Below are 19704 nucleotides of genomic sequence, written 5' to 3'. Positions count from 1 at the left end.
TACCTGCCCCGCCTTGGATTAGCCTGAATGTGCGAAGCTACATCGGCTGGTTGCCATGGTGCTTGGTGGTGCGGCGGACGCGTTTCTTGTTGCGCAAGAGCCGCAAGGATTCGGCGATGGCCTCGCGCGTCTGCTCGGGGTCGATCATTGCGTCGATCTGGCCGGTCTCCAGCGAAAGGTTCGCGTTCAAGGTCTCGCTTTCGTACTGGTCGATGTACTGCTGGCGCAGCGCCTCGACGTCCTGCCGGCGTTCCTTGGCCTTGTGCAGGTCCTTCCGGTGGATGATGTTGACCGCGCCCGCGGCGCCAAGCACCGCGATCTGGCTAGAGGGCCAGGCGTAGTTGACGTCCGCGCCGATCGCCTTGGAGCCCATGACGATGTAGGCGCCGCCGAAAGCCTTACGTAATACAACCGAGACCATCGGCACCTGCGCGTTGGCGTAGGCGTAGATGACCTTCGCGCCGCGGCGGATGATGCCCGCGTGCTCTTGGTCGCTGCCGGGCTTGTAGCCGGGGGTGTCAACCAGCGTGACCACCGGAAGGTTGAACGCGTCGCACAGGCGGACGAATCGGGCGATCTTCTCGCTGGAATCGACGTCGAGGATGCCGGCCTGCTCGTTGGGCTGGTTCGCCACGATGCCGACCGGATGGCCTTCGATGCAAGCGAAGCCGACCACGGCGCACTTGGCGTAGAGCGCCTGCACCTGCACGAACTCGCCGTAGTCGACGATACAGCGGATGACTTCGTTGATGTCGTAGGGCTGGCGGTCGTTGTCGGGGACGATGGTGCCCAGGCGTTCGGCCGTGGAGCGGTCGGCGCGGGTGGCCGCGTAGGCGTAGACCGGGGGTTGCGACTCCGAGCTGGAAGGCAGATAGGCGAGCACCGTGCGCGCGTAATCGATCGCGTCGGCCTCGTCCTCGCCGAGGTAGTGCGCGACGCCGGAAATGGTGTTGTGCACCTTGCCACCGCCGAGGTCCTCCATGGAAATCGTCTCGCCGGTGACGGATTTGACCACGTCGGGGCCGGTGACGAACATGTTGGAATTCTGGCGGGTCATGATGATGAGGTCCGTCAACGCCGGGCAATAGACAGCGCCGCCCGCGCAAGGGCCGAGAATCAGCGAAAGCTGCGGGACGAAGCCGCTCGCCTCGCAGGTTTTGCGGAAGATGTGGCCGTATTGAGTAAGCGCTTCCACGCCTTCCTGAATGCGGGCGCCGCCGGAATCGATCAGGGCGACGACCGGGATTTTGAGGTCGAGCGCCATGTCCATCAGGTGGCAGATCTTCTCGCCTTCGGCGTGGCCGAGCGTGCCGCCGCGCACGGAGAAGTCCTGCGCGTAGACGGCGACCTTACGGCCGTAGACGTCGCCAAAACCGGTGATGACGGCCGAGCCGGCGATGCCCTCGTTGATGTTGCCGCCGGAGAAGCGGCCGATCTCCTGGAAGGTGCCGGTGTCGAAGAGCAGATCGAGGCGCTCGCGGGCGGTGAACTTGCCTTTGGCGCTTTGGCGGGCGTGGGCGTGGTTTTCGGCGTCACGCGCGAGCTCGGCGGCCCGGGCGACGGACGCGCGGATGGGCTGCTGGTCGAGGGGCTGGCTGCTGGCCATGGCCTTTTCGACGGCCGTGGTGGTCATGATGTCGGTCATCAGCGCTCGCCTTCCTTCGTGTCGTCAGCTGACGTTGTGGGTGCGGCGGAATCGTCAGTGGTGTCGGTATTGGTAGTGGTATCGCCAGCAGGCTTACCGGCGGATTTGCCCTTATCACTATCCACGTCGCTATCATTACCATCCGCAGCCGCATCATTGGCACCGGACTTCTCACGGTTGGCGGCGCCATCCACATCGATCTTCATCAATGTGGTGCCGGCATCCACGGAATCGGACGGGCCGACGAAGATCTTCTGCACGGTGCCGTTGACGGGCGCGTAGACGTAGTTCTCCATCTTCATGCTCTCGAGCACGGCCAGCAGGTCGCCCTTGTTGACGCTCTGCCCCTCGGCGACGTTGACGCGGGTGACGATGGCCTGCATCGGCGAGTCGATGACGCCGGACTTGCCGTCGTTGACCTTCGCGCGCTCTTCGACAGCGCCCGTCGAGGAACCACGCAACGGCTGGGTTGGGCGCCGGGTTCCGCGGGCACGTGCCGAACCGGTGAGGTTGTCGACGATGTCGCGCGGAACGGTGAGCTTGACGCGCTTGTTGTCGACCTCGATGACGAAGGAATCGGTCTCCTGCTTCTTGGGTTTCTCCTCGCCACCCGAAAGCGAGGCGGGCTGGCCGCTGCCGGCGGTGTCGGGCTTGCGGTTCAGGTACTTGCGCTCGAGCCACTTGGTATAGACGGAGAATGGATGGTCCTCAGCGGTGAATTCCGGATCGTTGAAGATCGTTTCGAAAAGCGACTTCGGCGTGGGCACACCCTCAAGGTTGAATTCCTTCAGCGCACGGCGCACGCGGGCGACGGCGGTAGGCCGGTCCTGAGCGGTGACGACGAGCTTGCCCATCATCGAATCGAATTTCGGGGAGACCACGTCGCCGACCTTCACGCCGGAATCGATGCGGATGCCGGGGCCGCTGGGCCAATCCAGGCGCGTCAGCGTGCCGCCGCTCGGGGTGAGGTTCTTGTCGGGGTCCTCGCTTGTAATACGAAGCTCGAAGGCGTGGCCGTGGCTTTCGGGGGCTTGGGTGAGCTCCTCGCCGTTGGCAATGTTGATCTGCTCGCGTACCAAATCGAGGCCGGAGACCTGCTCGGAAACCGTGTGCTCCACCTGCAGACGCGGGTTGACCTCGAGGAAGTAGACCTTGTGCTGCTCGGTGACCATAAATTCGCAGGTCCCCAGGCCGACGTAATCGACAGCGCTGAACAGGCTGCGGGAGTAGCGCTCGAGCTGTTCCTTCTCGTCGTCGTTGAGGAACGGGGCCGGGGCCTCCTCGATGAGCTTCTGGTTGCGGCGCTGCACGGTGCAATCGCGCGTGGAGTAGACGGTGAAGTTGCCGTGCGAATCGCGGCCGGACTGCGTCTCGACGTGACGGGCCTTGTCAATGAACAGCTCAACGAAGTATTCGTTGAGGTCGCCGCCTTCGAGCGCGTCGTGATTCATATAGAAGCTGCGCAGCTCGTCGTCGTTATGCACGAGCGTGATGCCCTTGCCGCCACCGCCGTCGGTGCGCTTCATCATCACGGGATAGCCGTTGATCTGGGCGAAGGTCAGGAGCTCACGCATGTTGCTGACGGGCTCGGAAAGCCCCGGCACCGGCGGGACGTGCGCGCGCTTGGCCACGCGGCGTGCGGTGATCTTGTCGCCGAGGTCGGTCAAAGCCGTCGGGCTCGGGCCGATCCAGGTGGCGCCGGCCTTGATGACCTTGTCGGCGAACGAGGCGATTTCGGAAAGATAGCCATAGCCAGGGTGGACGGCGTCGGCGCCGCTGCGGTGTAGCACGTCGATGATCAGGTCCTCGTCCATATAGGCCCGGTAGGAATCCCCATGCAGCAGATAGGCTTCGTCGGCCATCTCCACATATTGTGCATCTCTGTCCTGCTCGGCGTAAATCGCCACGGTCGGAATCCCCATCTCGTGGGCCGTGCGGATAACGCGAAGCGCGATTTCGCCGCGGTTCGCCACCAGCAGTTTATTGACATTTTTGACCATGCTATCCAACCTATCGCCTATCCCCTACCGATGAAATCACGCAAAACCACAAAATCGCCCGCCCGCTTTTGTAGGTTTGCACAAATTCGTTCAATTCGTTCCACGGCGAAAAGATAAACAAACTTAAACAAAGATAAAAAAGCACCAAAAGCACGAAAGCACGATACCATGGCCCGAAACCCTTTTGGGGTTATCGACCAGACCTATAGAGGTTATAGCTAAAAGAACAAAACAACGAGGCCCAACCAGCCAAGACAACAAAGACATCCCGGCGAGGACGCCGAAAACACGTGTGAGCCGTAACCAAAGCCATCTATCAAAGCCGACAGTCTAGGCGGACAATTAGGCCGGTATCCCTACATCCTCATTGACAGCGCGGTCCTCACACCAGCCAAGCCAGCGAAGGCACCCCGGCAACGACGCCGAAAACCCGTGTGGGCCGCCAGCCAAAGCCGACAGCCCACACGAACAGTTCAAAAGAAGGACGAAATGGAAAAACGCCCTACCGGCGGAACCCACGAGGCGAAAGCTCACCAAGACCCGGATATGCCTCGAGTTGAGACGATTCCAACCAGCACAATGAGGGTATCACATTCCGGCCGAAGACCACAAGTCATATCAAGAAATCTTGAATTTTCATGAGTCTTGACGTTTTGGCTTGACTTCTGAAATCTCGGTATGCGACGTTAGGAAAGCCGCACGCACGCGGCACGGCAATCCATTGAGACGGGGAACCGGAAACGTGCGGGCGACCGGCCGGGACCAAAAGGCCGGCTGACGTTCAGTAGATAGGAGCCAGTGATGGCACCTCATAATGGAAACAAGCCCGGGAACGCCGGGCTCTGCTGGCTCGTGGCCACAGTACTGGTCACGATTGTGCCCAAGGTAAGTCCCCCGTGGGCCACGACGATCCTCATAGGATGCCTGCTGTTGGCATTCTGGAAGATGAAGTAGCGCCAGCACCAAGCTGCTTCTAATGACAAACCAGAAGCGGCTTGGCAGGTAATCCGGCGGCGGCACTGCCATCGCCGGATTTCTCCACTCAGTGTTGCGATTCCATCAGGCCAGCACGCCGACATCGGCGGTGTGGACGGTGCGACACACGCCGCGACTGTCCTCGATGACCAGCGAGGCGTCGGGGTTCAGGGAGAGCGCCTTGCCGCGTAGCGTCAAGCCATCGGTGAACTTCGCCTCTACCTGGCGGCCGAGCGTCCAGCAGACCGGACGGGTCTCGGCGAGCAGGTCGTCGAAGGCCTCCTGCGTGCCGGCAGCTAGCCTCGCCAAACGCGAGCGCAAGGATTCGGCCAGGCGCGCGGCCACCATGTCGCGCAACGTCGGCGAGTCGGGCAACGGCGCATAGAGCAGCTGCAGCGACGTGGAAACCGGGGTGGGCAGCGCCTCGCGCGCGATGTCGAGATTCATCCCGATGCCGAACATCACGCCGACGGCACGCTCGCTCGTGGGACCAGTAATCTTTTGCACATTGGCAACCGTTTCCTCACCCTCCACCCGACACTCGTTCGTTGCGATTCCTCGTCCATCCATGATCACTTTCGCGTGCACACCACGGGCGTTTCTGGGTTCATTTCCAAGACGCTCATCGTGCGAATCCGCAGGACTCTTTGCTGAAACATCCCAAGGCACCATCATGCTGTTCGCCGTATCCGGCAACTCAACCAGCTCCGCTAGGATGCCGCCGAGCTTGTGGCCATCATAGAAGATGTCGTTGGGCCATTTGAGCTGCAAACCGTGGCTCGAATCGAGCGGTTTCGCGCCACATTCGGCCAGCGCGCCGTTGAGCGCGTCCAGTGAGGCGAGCCCGGCCGCGATGGTGAACCACCCGTTGCGCGCCGGGTCGACCACCAGTCGCTCGGGCAGCGCCGTGGCGTAGGTGACCAGGAACGAGGCACCTCCGGCCTGCGCGCTCCACTGCCGTCCGAGCCTGCCGTGTCCCGCCGTCTGCGCGTCCGCGCAAATCACGGCCATGCGGGCGTGCCCGTCCTCGCCAACCACCGGCAATTCGCCGTTCGCCATCATGGTCCGGGCGAGGATGTTGGTGGAATCAACGGCCGCGAGCGCAATCAAATCATCGGCTGCCTTCCAGGTCCGCGGCAACTCGGGCTTCGTCGCCCCCGTCTGCCGCGCGAAATCAGCATAGTCCCGAGCGATGGCCGTCTCGCGCCGGGAAATCGCGGAATCATTGGTATTAGTCATACCGTTCAGCTTATGCCATCAAGCCACGATGCACTTTGTGGTTTCATACAAAGACGGTCTCACGGCGCTTCAACATCCCATGCGGTTGACGTCCAACGGTAGAATGCCACTATGAGCAATTCCCATCCCACGAGCGCCGGCGGCCGCCAATCCGGCGACGGCGAAGCACGCCCGGATGCGGAAATTGACAATAATAATATGGAGCAACGCGTCTCGTCTTCGGCGGCGGATGACAATATAATCACCACCGAAACCAAACGTAATACAACTACTTCCAACGATATCGCCACATCCCCCACCCGCTTTGGCAAACTATCCAGCGTGCCGTGCTGGGCCCTGGCGGTGGCGGCGTGTCTGTGGCTGTCACTGTGCACCGCGCTCGGGCCGATTTACTGGCAGTACTATTACAATCCCGGCGCGGCCACGTTCACCACGTTTTCGTTGGGCAACGCCGTCCTGTTCATCGAAACCTTCGCGATCTACCTGGCTATCATCATCGAACTGGTCCGGTTCGCCCGCGGCCAGCGCCTGCTGCCCCGCTGGCTGACGCGTTGGGCCCGAAACATGGTCGCCCGCCTGCGTCATCACGAAACCAAAGCCGAACCAATCAGCCAATCTTCGGCGGCGAAGAGCCCTCGAAATCAATCTTTGCCATCAGCCCCCTCATCAAGCCAATCAACAAACGCAACCACCGCCCAAGTCGCGGTCCAGAACCTGGATCCGGAAGCCAAGCCACCCATCGCAAGCGATAACGCGCCAACGGCGAAACCCGCCAATGCCAATCCTCCCGTACGCCTCCGCACCCGGATGTGGAACCGTACGAAAACCCTCGCCTCCCGCGCCGCGGCGATCTCGCGCTCGATGACGATGCACGTCACCGACAAATGGTGGAAGATCGCGCTGATCCTCGTCATCGGCTGGCTGTGGGTGCCCACCACCCTGGTGGCGGCGTTCGGCGCGGACATCCGCAACCAGTTCCGCGAGTTCAGCTGGGCCTGGAACCAGTGGACCGGCCTCAGGCAGCCCTACATCGGCTTCTTCTCGTTCGTGCCGATGGACATCTACCCCACCGCGCATTACCTCTGGCCGAAGCAACCCATCTACCTGACCGACCAGCACAACATCGTGCTCACGCTCCTCTACGGCGGGGCCGGCACCGTCTCGCGCTATTTCACTGGTTCGAACGACTTGGGCCTGGCCGTGCTCGCCGCCGCGCAGTTCCTGTTCGCCGCCTTCGCCGTGGCCGCCACCGCGAACCGCTTCTTCAACCGCCCGTGGCTCAAGGGAACAGCGGCGAAAACCGTCGACGTCACGAAAACCGGAACCGTCACACAGGTCGGAAAAACCGGAAAAGCCAAAGGAGCCCAAGAACTCAACCAGGCTGAGCAGCCACAGAGATCCGGCATCGCAATTCCCGCCCCGAAAACCGTGGATCCGTTGCCGCGCTTCGTCATCCTGCTCTTTTTCCTGCTCTGCCCGCTGGTGCTCTTTTCCACCATCAGCCTGACGAAATCGCCGCTGTTCGCCTTCGCGTTCGTCTGGTGGTTCGGCATCGGCTATGAGCTCTTGAGTACGACGAAATCATCGAAAGGCGTCAATAAAACCGCACAAAACGCTGACGCGACCAAAACCACAGACCATGCCGCAACCGGCACAGCCACGGCAGCCAAAGCCGCAACGACCACACCTTTCGAGCACACGCGCAAACGCAGTTTCATCGCGCTTCTCCTCTCGACCTTGGTGATGATGATCTCGGCCAAATACGCCATGTACATCATCGTTTTCGAGGTGTTGATCGCCCTCCTGAGCGACCACAAACGTTGGAAGACCTACGTCGTCGGCATGCTGCTTCCCGTCGTCATCTTCGAGGGCGGGCTCAACCTGGCCATCCACAAAGGCGTCATCATCAACGGCGATCCCATCGAGAGCCACGGCGTCCAGCTGCAGCAGATCGCCCGCGTCGCCGTGCTCAACCCGAACGGCATCCCGCAGGACGCGCGCGAGAAGCTCGCCCCAATCTTCAACCTCGACCAGATGGCCGAGGCCTACTTCCAGCAGGACGCGGATCCCGTGAAATCCTCCGGCATCCAAGCCAAGAAGGTGAGCTACCGCTGGCGCACGGTGACCAAAGCCAATATGAGGAACTTCAACGCCGCGTGGCTCGAGATCGTCAAGGCCAACCCGCGCATCGCGACGGACGCCCTGCTTTCCAAGAGCTACGGGTATTTCGACATCCAAGACCAGCCGTATATCGACATGACGTATTACGTTTTGTACGCGCGCAACCCCAATTTCACCGACTGGCTCGGCGACTGGTGCGACGGGTGGCGCAAGCAGATCACCGATTTCGTCAAGGATTGGAGCGGCAAGCCCATCCTCGGCTGGCTCATCCATGGCAACGCCTACGTCATCGCCACGCTGCTGATCGGCGCGGCCGAGGTCATCCTGCGGCGCTGGCGGACGCTGGCCACGCACCTGCCGCTGTTGCTGCTGATGGGGGTCATGATCACCTCGCCGGCCAACAATTTCGAGCGCCACATGCTGCCGCTGGTCTTCGTGCTCGGCTTCGTGATACTGACCTTCTGGCAGGAATCGCGGGCGCGACGCGCGAAAACCCGCGGGCAACGAGCCGACATCGCCCCGGATATTACGGGCAACGCCAGCAAAAGCGATATGGACTTTACAGCGGCCATTGAGACCGCCGGACTAGAATCATGAGTATGAGCACGCACGATACCGACAACAAGGACAGGGGATCCGCCGGACAGGCCGATTTCCTGAACCTTGTCGAAGGCAACGCCGATATCGCGGCAACTTCGAAAGCGAACGATGAGGGGCCGACGCAAGACACGCCGTCACATATCACCGTCATCGCGGATTCGCACGACAACGTCGCCGACACCGAACGCGCCAAGGCCGCAGAAACCCTGGCCAACCGCGACAACCTCGAGGCCATCGCCTTCGAGTGCCTGGCCCACGGCCTGAGCGACCGACGGGTGGTCTCGCTTCTGCACGTGCTGGGCTGGCCCGAGCAATTCAGCTGCTTCGCCGTTGGCGGCACCGCGGCGTCCACGTTCAAGCAGGCGGCTTCGACAATCCATCGCAAGGCACACGACCTTGGCAGCGAGCATTGCCTGGTCGGGCGCAGCAACGGCCTGACTATCGGCGTCATCGTGGTGCAAAGCGCCGCCACGCCCGAGGTGACCTGCACGGCGGTGATGCCCGCGTTCGACAAGGCCAAGCCGGTGTGTCTCGGCCCGACACGGCGCGATGCGGGCGGCGCGGCGCGCACGCTCGGCGCCACGCTGTCCGCCTTCCACGTCATGCCCGCGATCCATCCGCTGCCACGCCCGGCTCGCGCGGCCGACATGCTGCCGGAGCGCGCGCTGATCGGCGACCAGGACGCCATCGACGAGCTCTACCAAAACGTCTACCAAAGCCTGAAAAGCGGCAACGAGAACGACCCGACGCTGCAGACCGTCGCCGCGTTCCTCTCCTCCGGCGGCTCGCTCGACACCACCGGCAAGGAGCTCAACGTCCATCCCAACACCGTGCGCTACCGCATCAAGCGCGCGGCCGACGCCACCGGCTGGGATGCCAACGACCCACGCGACGCCTACGTGCTGCGCACCGCCATCATCATCGGCGCCATCCGCGACGCCCAAAACAAGAACGCACAAAACAGCGACGCCCACGTTGAAAGCGACGTATAGCCGCACCTATTTGTCACCTTTTGTGCGCGATAGTAGGGCAACCACGCAAAAGACGACATTTGACTACCATATTTGTCACTTTTCATGTAGAAGACGTTAGCAAATGCACAAAAGGCGACAAATACGGCAAATCATCACATTACAACCTCGGCACAGGCCCGAGCGAATGGCGCTGGATGACCTCGGCGGGAATCAAGCCCGCGCCGTGGGCGTTGGCCACGAACGTGGTCTCGCCGCCCTCGCCCAGCAGACGCAGCACCTCGCGCATCGCGGCGGTGCCGAGCCCCTCATAGTCTGAACGCACCGTGGTCAGCGGCGGCCACATGTCGTTGACGCCGGTCATGTCGTCGAAGCCGACCAGGCTGACGTCCTGCGGGATGCGCAGGCCATGCTCGTGCAACGCACGGGCCACGCCGATGGCCTGCTCGTCGTTGGCGGTGACGATGACGGTCGGCTTCTGCGCGCCGGCCGACCCGATGGTTTCGAGCTCATGGTTCATGCGGGCGTAAGCTTCCGACGAATTCCATGTATTACATACTATCTCGCGCGACGCAATCCGATTGGCAAGCGAGGCCTTGCGCCAGCCGAGCAGACGGGTCACCGCGTCGCGCCATTGCAACGGCCCGGTGAAATACAGCGCAGAACGATGGCCGAACCGCGCGACCAAGCGCGCCACCTCCTCCATCGCGCCCCACTGGTCGACGCCCACGATGGCGGTGTGCCGGCGTCCTTCGGCGTCCATCAACCCGCCCGCGCGGCTCATCGAAAGGTTGCCGTGCGTCGAGGTGACGAGCACACGTGGCTCTGGAAGCCTGGTGCGGCAGGCGGCGGAAAGCATCACGTCGGTCGGCGTCAGGAAAATGAACGCGTCGACGTTCTGTTCCTCGAATGTATGGCAAAGGGCCTCGAATTCCCGTTGCGAGCACAACGCCTCATGCACCATCGAGACGGCTAGGAACAGGCCATGGCGACGGACCAGCGATTCTATGGCCAGAATGGACGAAACCGATCCCAAAAAATTGAGGCCCCCGGCGATGAGCCCGATGGTGTGGGAACGTTGCGAGGCCAACGTCCGCGCGGAATTGCTCGGACGGTAGCCGAGCGCGTCGATGGCGTGCTGGACGCGGGCGCGGGTGGCGTCGGAGACCTCGGGGGAATGGTTGATCACACGGGAAACGGTCTGATGGCTGACGCCGGCCATCTTGGCCACATCGAACATCGACGGTCGCTTGCCCGGATTGCGTTGAACGCTCATCCCTGCCTCCCTTTGGCCACTTGACTTCCGAACGTCAGCACTTCTACGAAATCATCGTCGTAGTGAACGCTCACAAGTTTACTAGGCGCGGCCTATCAGGTATGTTCACGGCAACATCGCTTCCCGTCCCTGCCTCTAACCCCTTTGCAACACTTTATTTTCGAAGGGTTAGGGGCAGTGGGCGGTAATTTCGCCTCTAACTTAACAGCAACAGCACATTCCGCTTGGCTTAGAGGCAGAAGCCCGACTATTCTGCCTCTAAGCTGGCAGCAACACCCACCTCTCAAAACGGTAAAAGGGAAACCATCATTTCCGACTTTGGCCTTATCCAGCGGCGGCGCTCAGGTCAGATGCCAGCTGACGCGGTGCAGCGGGGTCGGGCCGTACTTGGCGATGGCGGCGCGGTGGGCGGCGGAGCCGTAGCCCTTGTTATGCTGCCATTGGTAGGGCGCATAACTGGGATTGCCTTGCGAGAGCGCGACCATGAGCCGGTCCCGCGTCACCTTGGCGATGACGGAGGCGGTGGAGACCAGCGCGCAGCTTTGGTCGGCCTTCACCTTGGTGGTCACGTTCGGCAGGATCGGCACCGCGGGCGCGTCGAAGGTCCCTGCGGCTTTCGAAATATAGTCATTCGGGCCGTCGAGGATCGCACCGACACGTAACGGGCCGGAAGAATCCCGCAAGGCCGAAACCACATCCGACGATACGTCCATGGATCCATTGGACGACGATGTACCAGTACCACCATTGGTTCCGGAATCATCGATCCTCAGTTCCCGCTCGACCTCGTTGACCGCGCGCAGGGCCGCGATGCCCAGGGCATAGGAGATGCCCCATTCGTCGATCTCCTTGTTGCTGGCCTGCCCGACCGCGCTGGCCGTGCACCACGCGCGCAGACCCTCGAACATCGCCTCGCGCTTGTGCTCGGTGAGCAATTTGGAATCAGCCACGCCAACGGGGACTTCGAGATCGTCCAGATCACGGGCCCATACCGCCGCCGCGCCTACCATCACCGGACCCGCGAGCGCCCCGCGCCCGACCTCGTCGAAGCCGACGATCAGGTCGAAGCCCTGTCCGGCCAGCTCACGTTCGAGTTCCAACGTGGGGGCGACAAGATGCCGGACGGCGCCACGTTGCCCGTCGGCCACAGTGCTATTTGATGGCGCGGTCACGATTGCGGCGCGCCCGGCACCGCGCGGAACACCTCGCGATGCGATTTGATGGTCTTGAAATGGCTGAACGGCCAGAAGGTGAACATGGCGACCCCGCTGATGTCGCCCATCGGCACCAGCCCGCCGTTGCCATCGTCGGCGTGGTAGCGCGAATCGGCGGAATTGGCGCGGTTGTCGCCCATCACGAAGACGTTGCCTGCGGTCACCTTGACCCTGAACGAGAAATTGCTGGGCTCCACGCCCGGCTTGATGTATGACGTTTCGTCGACCGCCACGCCGTTGATGGTGACCGGGGCGCCGCCGCCCTTGCACGCCACCACGTCGCCCGGCATGCCGATCACGCGCTTGATGAGGTCGTTGGAGCCGTGGTTGTCCGAACCGGCGAGCCAATGGGCCGGATCATGGAAGACGACGACGTCGCCGCGCTTGATGGACTTGAGCGGGCGGGCGAGGCGGTTGGTGACCAGCCGATCGCCGATGGCGATGGTGTCCTCCATCGAGCCGGAGGGGATCACGTAGACGCCGAGGATGAAGACGCGGATGAGCACCAGAACCAGCACGAACACGACGAATTCGATGACGAAACGCAGCATGTCGCGCGGGGAGAAATCCTCGGTGTCGCCCTGCTTGGCGTGCGCCGGTGTGTTGATGATGCTGCGCGGCCTCGGGGCGGGGTCCACGCCGTAATCGGCGACTTCGATGATATGTGAATCCGCGTCGCTTCGTACATCCTGCCGAGCATCTTCCGGTGTCATCGCGCCTCCAGACAATCCTTCACGATCATTCCCATGACGGCCGGCGACAGCCATCGACAGCCAAGCGTGGGAACCCCCAATGTTTCCTCAAGACATCATAGTCCGCGGCCTACAAAAAGACGCGATACATACCGGCATTGGACGGGCCGAGGCCCCATACGCCGGATATCGCCGCGTCAGTGGTGCGAAACCGACTTGTTAAAGTATTACAAAATGACATGGACCTGCGCCTGAAATGCCTTGCAATTCGCCAGAAACCAAGCCCTAGCCAAAGTGGTCGATAAACCCTACCATGAAAAATGAAAACGGCGGTCGAACTCGCTTAAAGTTCGGCTGCCGTCTCGCACATAGCCTGTCAGGCCTGCATTCACGCCTTGTCGCTGTTGTCCTGACGCTCGGTGATACGAGCGGCCTTGCCACGCAAAGCGCGCAGGTAGTAGAGCTTGGCGCGACGAACGCGGCCATGACGCAGCACCTTGATGGAATCGATCACCGGGGAGTGCAGCGGGAAGCGACGCTCCACGCCGCAGCCGAAGCTGACCTTGCGGACGACGAACGTCTCGCGCAGGCCGGCGCCCGAACGCGCGATCACCACGCCGGTGAACGCCTGAAGACGGGAGTTGTTGCCCTCCTGGATCTTGACGTTGACCTCGACGGTGTCGCCGGGACGGAACTCCGGAATGGAATCCGAGGGCTTCATGTGCTTGGCATCAAATGCCTCAATAGCGTTAACCATTGTTTCACCTGTCGCTGCCGCATATCAGCGTACATGTCAGGGGCGCACCGCACTTTCGTGCCCAGCGGCTGATGGAGCCGAACGCGCCCACTATCGTATTCCACCGGAACCCGGCGGAATGTCGCCGATTCGCCGTAACGGAGCACCCGAACCAACGGGCGGGTCCGCGAGGCTGAACCCAAATGAAGAAGCGGACCCATGCGGCAGCCCGCCTCTTGGCATAACAACGGGCTATTTTAGCGACGCTCCCCGACACTTTCCAAATGGAATTCGCGTGTCCGGCAATGCGGTCATCCTTATTATTCCGACACGGTTTCTGCCATGTTTTTACTCGTTTCACGGTCCTCGCTGGTTTTGGCTTCCTATATCTAAGGTGGTCATACTCCCGAAACAAACCAAGTTGACAAATGCGGCGAACGCCCTTATTTTAGGGGCGGTAATAATTTTTGTGCTTGGCACACCGAGTCGAAGGAGGTGGGGATCATGGCTGACGATCTTCCTAGTAGTATCAACGATCTGCATCATTTGTGCAGCTGTGCACAACCTCATCTCGACACGATGACTCGGCTCTGGGCGTAACGTTTCCCATGCTTTCGCACGTCTCGCTACGGGCGTAAGACAAACTCGGAAATTCTCCCGACCGCAGATGATTCCACTTTCGAGATTCCCATATTCATCACATAACCGTATCGGCGCCAATATATCGGTATCGGCATAGCCGCATCAATGCATCGGTATCGGCATATCGCGCCACACGTGATCCATGAGGAATCATCATGACCAACTTCTCCTTCAATTTCAACCGCGCCGCGCCACAGACAGGACGCGATACGAGCTTCACCAAGCGCTTGGTCTCGGACTGCGTGGTGGCCGTCGGCATCCTCGCCATCTTCGGCCTGATCGCGTGGATCCTGCCCGCCATCAACGCGCCGGTGGGGCCGAAAGGCATCCCCTCCACCGTCTCGACCGACCCGCGCAACCTTCCGTATTACGGGCTGCGTTCCGTTTTCCGCATGACGATCGCCCTGTTCTTCTCGCTGGTGTTCACCTTCGTCTACGGATTGGCCGCGGCACGCTCGCGCAGGCTCGGCAAGGTACTCATCCCCCTGCTCGACATCCTGCAGTCCGTGCCGATTCTGGGCTTCCTCTCGGCGACCGTGACCATCTGGCTCGCGCTTTTCCCCGGCTCGATGATGGGCGTCGAGGCCGCGTCGATCTTCGCCATCTTCACCTCGCAGGCCTGGAACATGACCTTCTCCTTCTACCGCTCCCTGCAAAGCGAGCCCAAGGAGCTTGACGAGGCAGCGCGCAACCTGCGGCTTTCGCATTGGCAGCGCTTCTGGGTGCTCGACGTGCCGAACTCCATGATCCCGCTCTTGTGGAACATGATGATGAGCGTCGGCGGCGGCTGGTTCTTCCTGACCGCCTCGGAAATGATCTCCGTCAATAACCGCACCTACGCGCTGCCCGGCATCGGCAGCTACGTCGAGGCCGCGGCCAAAGAGGAGAACCCCGGCAAAATCGGCTGGGCCATCGTGACCATGGTCATCGTCGTGCTCGCCATCGACATCCTCGTCTGGAAGCCGCTGACTGCGTGGGCCGAAAAGTTCCGCATCACGCAAAGCGAGTCCTCGGAGCCCAAGCGCAGCGCGGTTCTGACGCTTATCCGCCAGTCGCATATCGACGATTTCATCGCCCGCATCTTCCGCCCTGTCGGCGAGTTCCTCAACTGGCTCACCCGCCCGCTCGGCCATACCGGCTCGAAATGGGGTGCCAAGCCCGGCCGTCGCCGCGTTGGTGACGTGGTCTTCGGCGTCATGGTGGGCGTGCTGGTCATCGCCGGAGCCGCGGAGCTGATCGTCACCATCATGAAAACCACCGGCTTGGGCGAGCTGGGCACGGCCTTTGGCCTGGGCGCCATCACCTTCCTGCGCGTGGCTCTGCTGACCGTGGTCTGCTCGTTGATCTGGGTGCCGCTCGGGGCCATCATCGGCATGAACCCGAAGATCTCCCGGTTGGTGCAGCCATTGGTGCAGGTGCTGGCGAGCTTCCCGGCCAACTTCATCTTCCCGTTCGTGGTCATGGTTTTCGTCGCCTGCGGCATCGACATCAACTGGGGCTCGATCCTGCTGATGGCGCTCGGCACGCAGTGGTACATCCTCTTCAACGTCATCGCCGGCGCGTCCGCCATCCCCGACGACCTGATCGAAATGACCAAAAACTTCCACATCACCGGCTGGATGAAATGGAAGACACTCATCCTGCCGGCGGTCTTCGGCTCGTGGGTCACCGGCGGCATCACCGCGGCCGGCGGCGCATGGAACGCCTCGATCGTCTCCGAGATCGTCAGCTACGGACGCCACACGCTGATCGCCAAGGGCCTCGGCTCCTACATCGCCGAAGCCACCGCGCATGCAGAAGGCATGAAGACCATCATCGGCGTGGCCGTCATGGCCATCTTCGTGGTCGCCGTCAACCGCCTCTTCTGGAACCCGCTGCAGCGCCTCGCCGAACGGCGTTTCGTGGCCGAATAAGCGCGCTCAAATCCCAATACAGCAATATCGAATACTTGATTAAAGGAAGTCACGATGAACTTCAACAAACTCTATAAGACCGTCGCCAGCGGCACCGAAACCGGCGGCGCCACCGCCACCGCGACCCGTACCCGCGGCCGCCACAACCCGAAGTACGCCGACCTCGACGCGAACGGTACCCAGACCGTTATCGAGGCCAGCCACATCAGCCAGAGCTTCACCTCCGAAAAAGGCAACGAGACCACCGTCCTCGACAACATCTCCTTCAACCTGCACGAAGGCGAAATCGTCGCCATTCTGGGCCGTAGCGGCGCCGGCAAGTCGACCTTCCTGCGCATCCTGGCGGGCCTCATCCAACCGACCAGCGGGACGGTCTCATACCGCGGCAAAGAGCTCACCGGCCCGAACCCGGGCGTCGCGCTCGTCTTCCAGACCTTCGCGCTGATGCCATGGCTCACCGTCGAAGACAACGTCGAACTCGGGCTCGAGGCCCGCGGCATCCCGCGCGAGGAGCGCCACAAGCTCGCCTTGCAGGCCATCGACGCCATCGGCCTGGACGGCTTCGAATCCGCCTACCCCAAGGAGCTTTCCGGCGGCATGAAGCAACGCATCGGCATCGCACGCGCACTTGTATTACGTCCTGACGCCCTCTTCATGGACGAGCCGTTCAGCGCGTTGGACGTCCTGACCGCCGAGAACCTGCGTCAGGAAGTGCTGAAGCTTTGGAACAACAACCAGAGCGGCATCAAATCCATCCTCATCGTCACGCACAACATCGAGGAGGCCGTGCAGATGGCCGACCGTGTGGTTGTCCTGGGCTCACACCCCGGCCATCTCATCGCGCAGGTCCCCGTCAATCTGCCGCGTCCGCGCGACAAGCACACTCCCGAATTCGAGGCCATGGTCGACAAGCTCTACGCCATTTTGACCGGCCAGGAATCGCAGCGCAGCCGCCAGAACGCACAGAACGCGCAAAAGCAGGCCGGCAACGCCTCAGGCCCGGCTTCGGCGACGACACAAAACATCGCCGGGAACGCTTCCACCACTTCCGAAGCCTCCGGAGACAAAGACGGATCGCATGAAACAAACGCTGCGGCCACTAATCAGGACAACGGCGAAGGCTCAAGCCAAGCTTCCGGAGCCACCGATGACCATGCCGCGGCCCAGGCCGTCGCCAGCGAGAAACTGGCGGCCCACGAGAACAACACCAAGGCCAAGGAGACCAACGCGCGCACCGAGCTGCTCCCGAACGCGACCCCCGGCGGACTCGCCGGTCTGCTCGACGTGGTTTCGAACTACGAGGGCGGTGTGGATCTGGCGGATCTCGCGGCCGACCTCTCCTTCGAAGTCGATGACCTCTTCCCGCTGATCGATGCCGGCACGATGCTCGGCCTCTTGACCGTCAGCAACGGCCATTGCACCATCACCCGCGAGGGCGACCGTTGGTGCCACGCCGACGTGCTCGAGGCCAAGAAGCTCTTCGCCCAGCTCATCATGGACCACGCGCCACTGGTGCGCACGATCGACCGTGCGCTGCGCAACCACCCTGACAAGGGCCTGCGCGGCGAGCTCATCCTCGACCTTTTGCGCAGCCAGCACACCGACGAGGAGGCGCAGCAGCAGTTCGACATCGCCGTGACCTGGGGCCGTTACGGCGAGCTCTTCGACTACGATGCCGACGACGACCAGCTCACCCTCGACGACGCCAACAAGTAGGCCATCCGGCAGTTCCAGACGTCAAGCATCTTCAGGCATGAAAAAAGGCGTCCAGTCATTGCAATAATGATTGGGCGCCTTTGCGATTGCTGTGCGCAGCACCTAAGCAGGATACGCTGCTAGTTAAGCCACAGAGCTACTGGCAACTACCGGCGATTACTTGCGATGGGCGCGGTAGAAGCGGATGAGGCTCTGCGTGGAAGCGTCCTGCTGCGCAAGAGCCTTATCGTCCTTAGAAATCGCCGGGGTGATTTGGAGGGCGAGCTGCTTGCCAAGCTCAACGCCCCACTGGTCGAAGGAGTCGATGCCCCAGACGGTGCCCTCGGTGAAGGTGATGTGCTCGTACAGGGCGATGAGCTCGCCAAGCGAGAACGGAGTCAGCGCGTCGCCGAAGATCGAGGTGGTCGGGCGGTTGCCGGAGAAGACACGGGCCGGAACGATGGCTTCGGGCGTGCCTTCGGCGCGAACCTCGTCGGCGGTCTTGCCGAACGCGAGCGCCTTGGTCTGCGCCAGGTAGTTGCCGAGGAAGAGCTCGTGCACGTCCTGGTCGCCATCCTTGGCCGGATTCGGGGTGTTCGCGAAGGCAATGAAATCAGCCGGAATGAGCTGCGTGCCCTGGTGGATCAGCTGGTAGAAGGCGTGCTGGCCGTTGGTGCCAGGCTCGCCCCAGAAGACCTCGCCGGTATCGGTGGTCACCGGGCTGCCGTCCCAGCGCACGGACTTGCCGTTGGACTCCATGGTGAGCTGCTGCAGGTAAGCCGGGAAGCGGTGCAGGTACTGGTCGTAAGGCAGCACCGCGTGGGTCGCCGCGTGGAAGAAGTTGCGGTACCAGACGTTCAGCATGCCCATCATCACAATGACGTTCTGCTCAAGCGGGGTGTTGGCGAAATACTCGTCCATCTCGTGGAAGCCGGCGAGGAACTCCTCGAAGCGCTTCGGGCCGAAGACGACGGCCAGCGAGGTGCCGACCGCGGAATCGACGGAATAACGGCCGCCGACCCAGTTCCAGAAGCCGAAGGCGTTCTGCGGGTCGATGCCGAACTCCTCGACACCCTTCAAGTTGGTGGAGACGGCGACGAAGTGCTTGCGGATAGCTTCGGCGCGCTTGGCGTCGGAGCCGTCGATGGCGCCGGATGCCTTGAGGCCGTTCAGCAGCCAAGTGCGTGCCTCACGCGCGTTGGTGAGGGTCTCGAGGGTGGTGAAGGTCTTGGAGACGATGATGAACATCGTGGTCTCGGGGTCGAGATCCTTCGTCTTCTCGGTGATGTCATTGGGGTCGATGTTGGAGACGTAACGGGCGGAGATGCCGGCGTCCGCGTAAGGCTTCAGCGCCTCGTAGACCATGACCGGGCCCAGGTCGGAGCCGCCGATGCCGATGTTGACGACGGTCTCGATCTTCTTGCCGGTCACGCCGCGCCATTCGCCGCTACGCACTTTGTCGGCGAAAGCGTAGATCTTGTCGAGCGTGGTGTGCACGTCCTTGACCACGTCCTGGCCGTCGACGATGTACTTGCCCTCGTCGGACTTGGGGCGACGCAGCGCGGTGTGCAGCACGGCGCGGTCCTCGGTGTTGTTGATATGCACGCCCTCGTACATGGCCTTGCGGCGGCTCTCAAGGTGCACGGCCTTGGCGAGGTCGGCGAACAGCTTGAGCGTTTCGGGCTTGATGAGGTCCTTGGAAAGGTCGAAGTGCAGGTCGCCGGCGTCGAAGCTCAGTTCCTCGACGCGGTTGGGTTCCTCGGCGAACCATTTCTTAAGATCGATGCCTTCGCTTTTCAGTTCGTCGAAATGCTTTTGCAACGCCGCCCATTCCGGGGTCTTTGTGGCGTCGATAGGAGGATTGATGGCCATAATTCTTTTGGTCCTTTCATCACGTGCCGCGGGGGTTTCGTGGCCTGTCAGCTTATCTGAAGGTGCCGTGTTCCCGCGCTTGCTACAAGCTCCAATTTACTCACAAAAGCGGA

At 61.9% G+C, this 19704-nt stretch carries 13 protein-coding genes; 5 read left to right on the top strand and 8 right to left on the bottom strand.

The genetic code is table 11. From position 1 onward, the window contains the following. Window positions 1-37 precede the first annotated feature (37 nt). Window positions 38-1645, bottom strand: coding sequence for an acyl-CoA carboxylase subunit beta (locus OZX73_RS01930; RefSeq protein WP_277150139.1), 1608 nt, complete (start codon window positions 1643-1645; stop codon window positions 38-40). Further along, window positions 1645-3645, bottom strand: coding sequence for a biotin carboxylase N-terminal domain-containing protein (locus OZX73_RS01925; protein WP_277150137.1), 2001 nt, complete (start codon window positions 3643-3645; stop codon window positions 1645-1647). Before OZX73_RS01925 ends, OZX73_RS01930 begins: the two co-directional genes overlap by 1 nt. Window positions 3646-4446: 801 nt before the next feature. On the opposite strand from OZX73_RS01925, the gene OZX73_RS01920 reads away from it, so the two are divergent. Continuing rightward, window positions 4447-4599 (top strand): hypothetical protein, encoded by a 153-nt coding sequence (locus OZX73_RS01920; RefSeq protein WP_277150135.1) that lies wholly within the window; start codon window positions 4447-4449, stop codon window positions 4597-4599. A 105-nt stretch (window positions 4600-4704) separates the two neighbouring features. On the opposite strand, the gene OZX73_RS01915 is transcribed toward OZX73_RS01920, so the two are convergent. Beyond that, entirely contained in the window at window positions 4705-5859 is a 1155-nt protein-coding gene (locus OZX73_RS01915; protein ID WP_277150133.1) for a biotin--acetyl-CoA-carboxylase ligase, read from the bottom strand. Between the two features lie 111 nt (window positions 5860-5970). Between OZX73_RS01915 and OZX73_RS01910 the strand changes: the two genes are divergently transcribed. Together OZX73_RS01910 and OZX73_RS01905 are read left to right on the top strand one after the other, a co-directional pair. Beyond that, window positions 5971-8577 carry a DUF6020 family protein gene (locus OZX73_RS01910; protein WP_277150131.1) on the top strand — a complete coding sequence of 869 codons (2607 nt, stop codon included), beginning with the start codon at window positions 5971-5973 and terminating at the stop codon, window positions 8575-8577. 2 nt (window positions 8578-8579) lie between these two features. Continuing rightward, entirely contained in the window at window positions 8580-9572 is a 993-nt protein-coding gene (locus OZX73_RS01905) for a helix-turn-helix domain-containing protein (RefSeq protein ID WP_277150129.1), read from the top strand. A 139-nt stretch (window positions 9573-9711) separates the two neighbouring features. Here the strand turns inward: OZX73_RS01905 and OZX73_RS01900 are convergent, their stop codons facing one another. The 4 genes from OZX73_RS01900 to rplS form a co-directional block, all read right to left on the bottom strand. Beyond that, complete coding sequence (locus tag OZX73_RS01900; protein WP_277150127.1) at window positions 9712-10827, bottom strand: LacI family DNA-binding transcriptional regulator; 1116 nt, start codon at window positions 10825-10827, stop codon at window positions 9712-9714. A 341-nt stretch (window positions 10828-11168) separates the two neighbouring features. Beyond that, window positions 11169-11927, bottom strand: coding sequence for a ribonuclease HII (locus tag OZX73_RS01895; RefSeq protein ID WP_277150881.1), 759 nt, complete (start codon window positions 11925-11927; stop codon window positions 11169-11171). Between the two features lie 68 nt (window positions 11928-11995). Next, window positions 11996-12754, bottom strand: coding sequence for a signal peptidase I (gene lepB, locus OZX73_RS01890; RefSeq protein ID WP_277150126.1), 759 nt, complete (start codon window positions 12752-12754; stop codon window positions 11996-11998). Between the two features lie 367 nt (window positions 12755-13121). Beyond that, a complete protein-coding gene (gene rplS / locus OZX73_RS01885) occupies window positions 13122-13490 on the bottom strand; it encodes a 50S ribosomal protein L19 (protein ID WP_277150123.1) in 369 nt (122 codons plus the stop codon). 776 nt (window positions 13491-14266) lie between these two features. Here rplS and OZX73_RS01880 point away from each other — a divergent pair. Further along, on the top strand, window positions 14267-16024 hold the full coding sequence (locus OZX73_RS01880; protein ID WP_277150121.1) for an ABC transporter permease subunit: 1758 nt from the start codon (window positions 14267-14269) through the stop codon (window positions 16022-16024). 54 nt (window positions 16025-16078) lie between these two features. After that, window positions 16079-17740, top strand: coding sequence for an AAA-associated domain-containing protein (locus OZX73_RS01875; protein WP_277150119.1), 1662 nt, complete (start codon window positions 16079-16081; stop codon window positions 17738-17740). Window positions 17741-17896: 156 nt separating this feature from the next. Here OZX73_RS01875 and pgi read toward each other — a convergent pair whose 3' ends face one another. After that, entirely contained in the window at window positions 17897-19591 is a 1695-nt protein-coding gene (gene pgi / locus OZX73_RS01870) for a glucose-6-phosphate isomerase (RefSeq protein WP_277150117.1), read from the bottom strand. Window positions 19592-19704: the final 113 nt, after the last annotated feature.

This window comes from Bifidobacterium sp. ESL0775 (assembly GCF_029395475.1).
Classification (GTDB): Bacteria; Actinomycetota; Actinomycetes; order Actinomycetales; family Bifidobacteriaceae; genus Bifidobacterium.
This window is presented reverse-complemented; position numbering and strand designations above follow the sequence as displayed.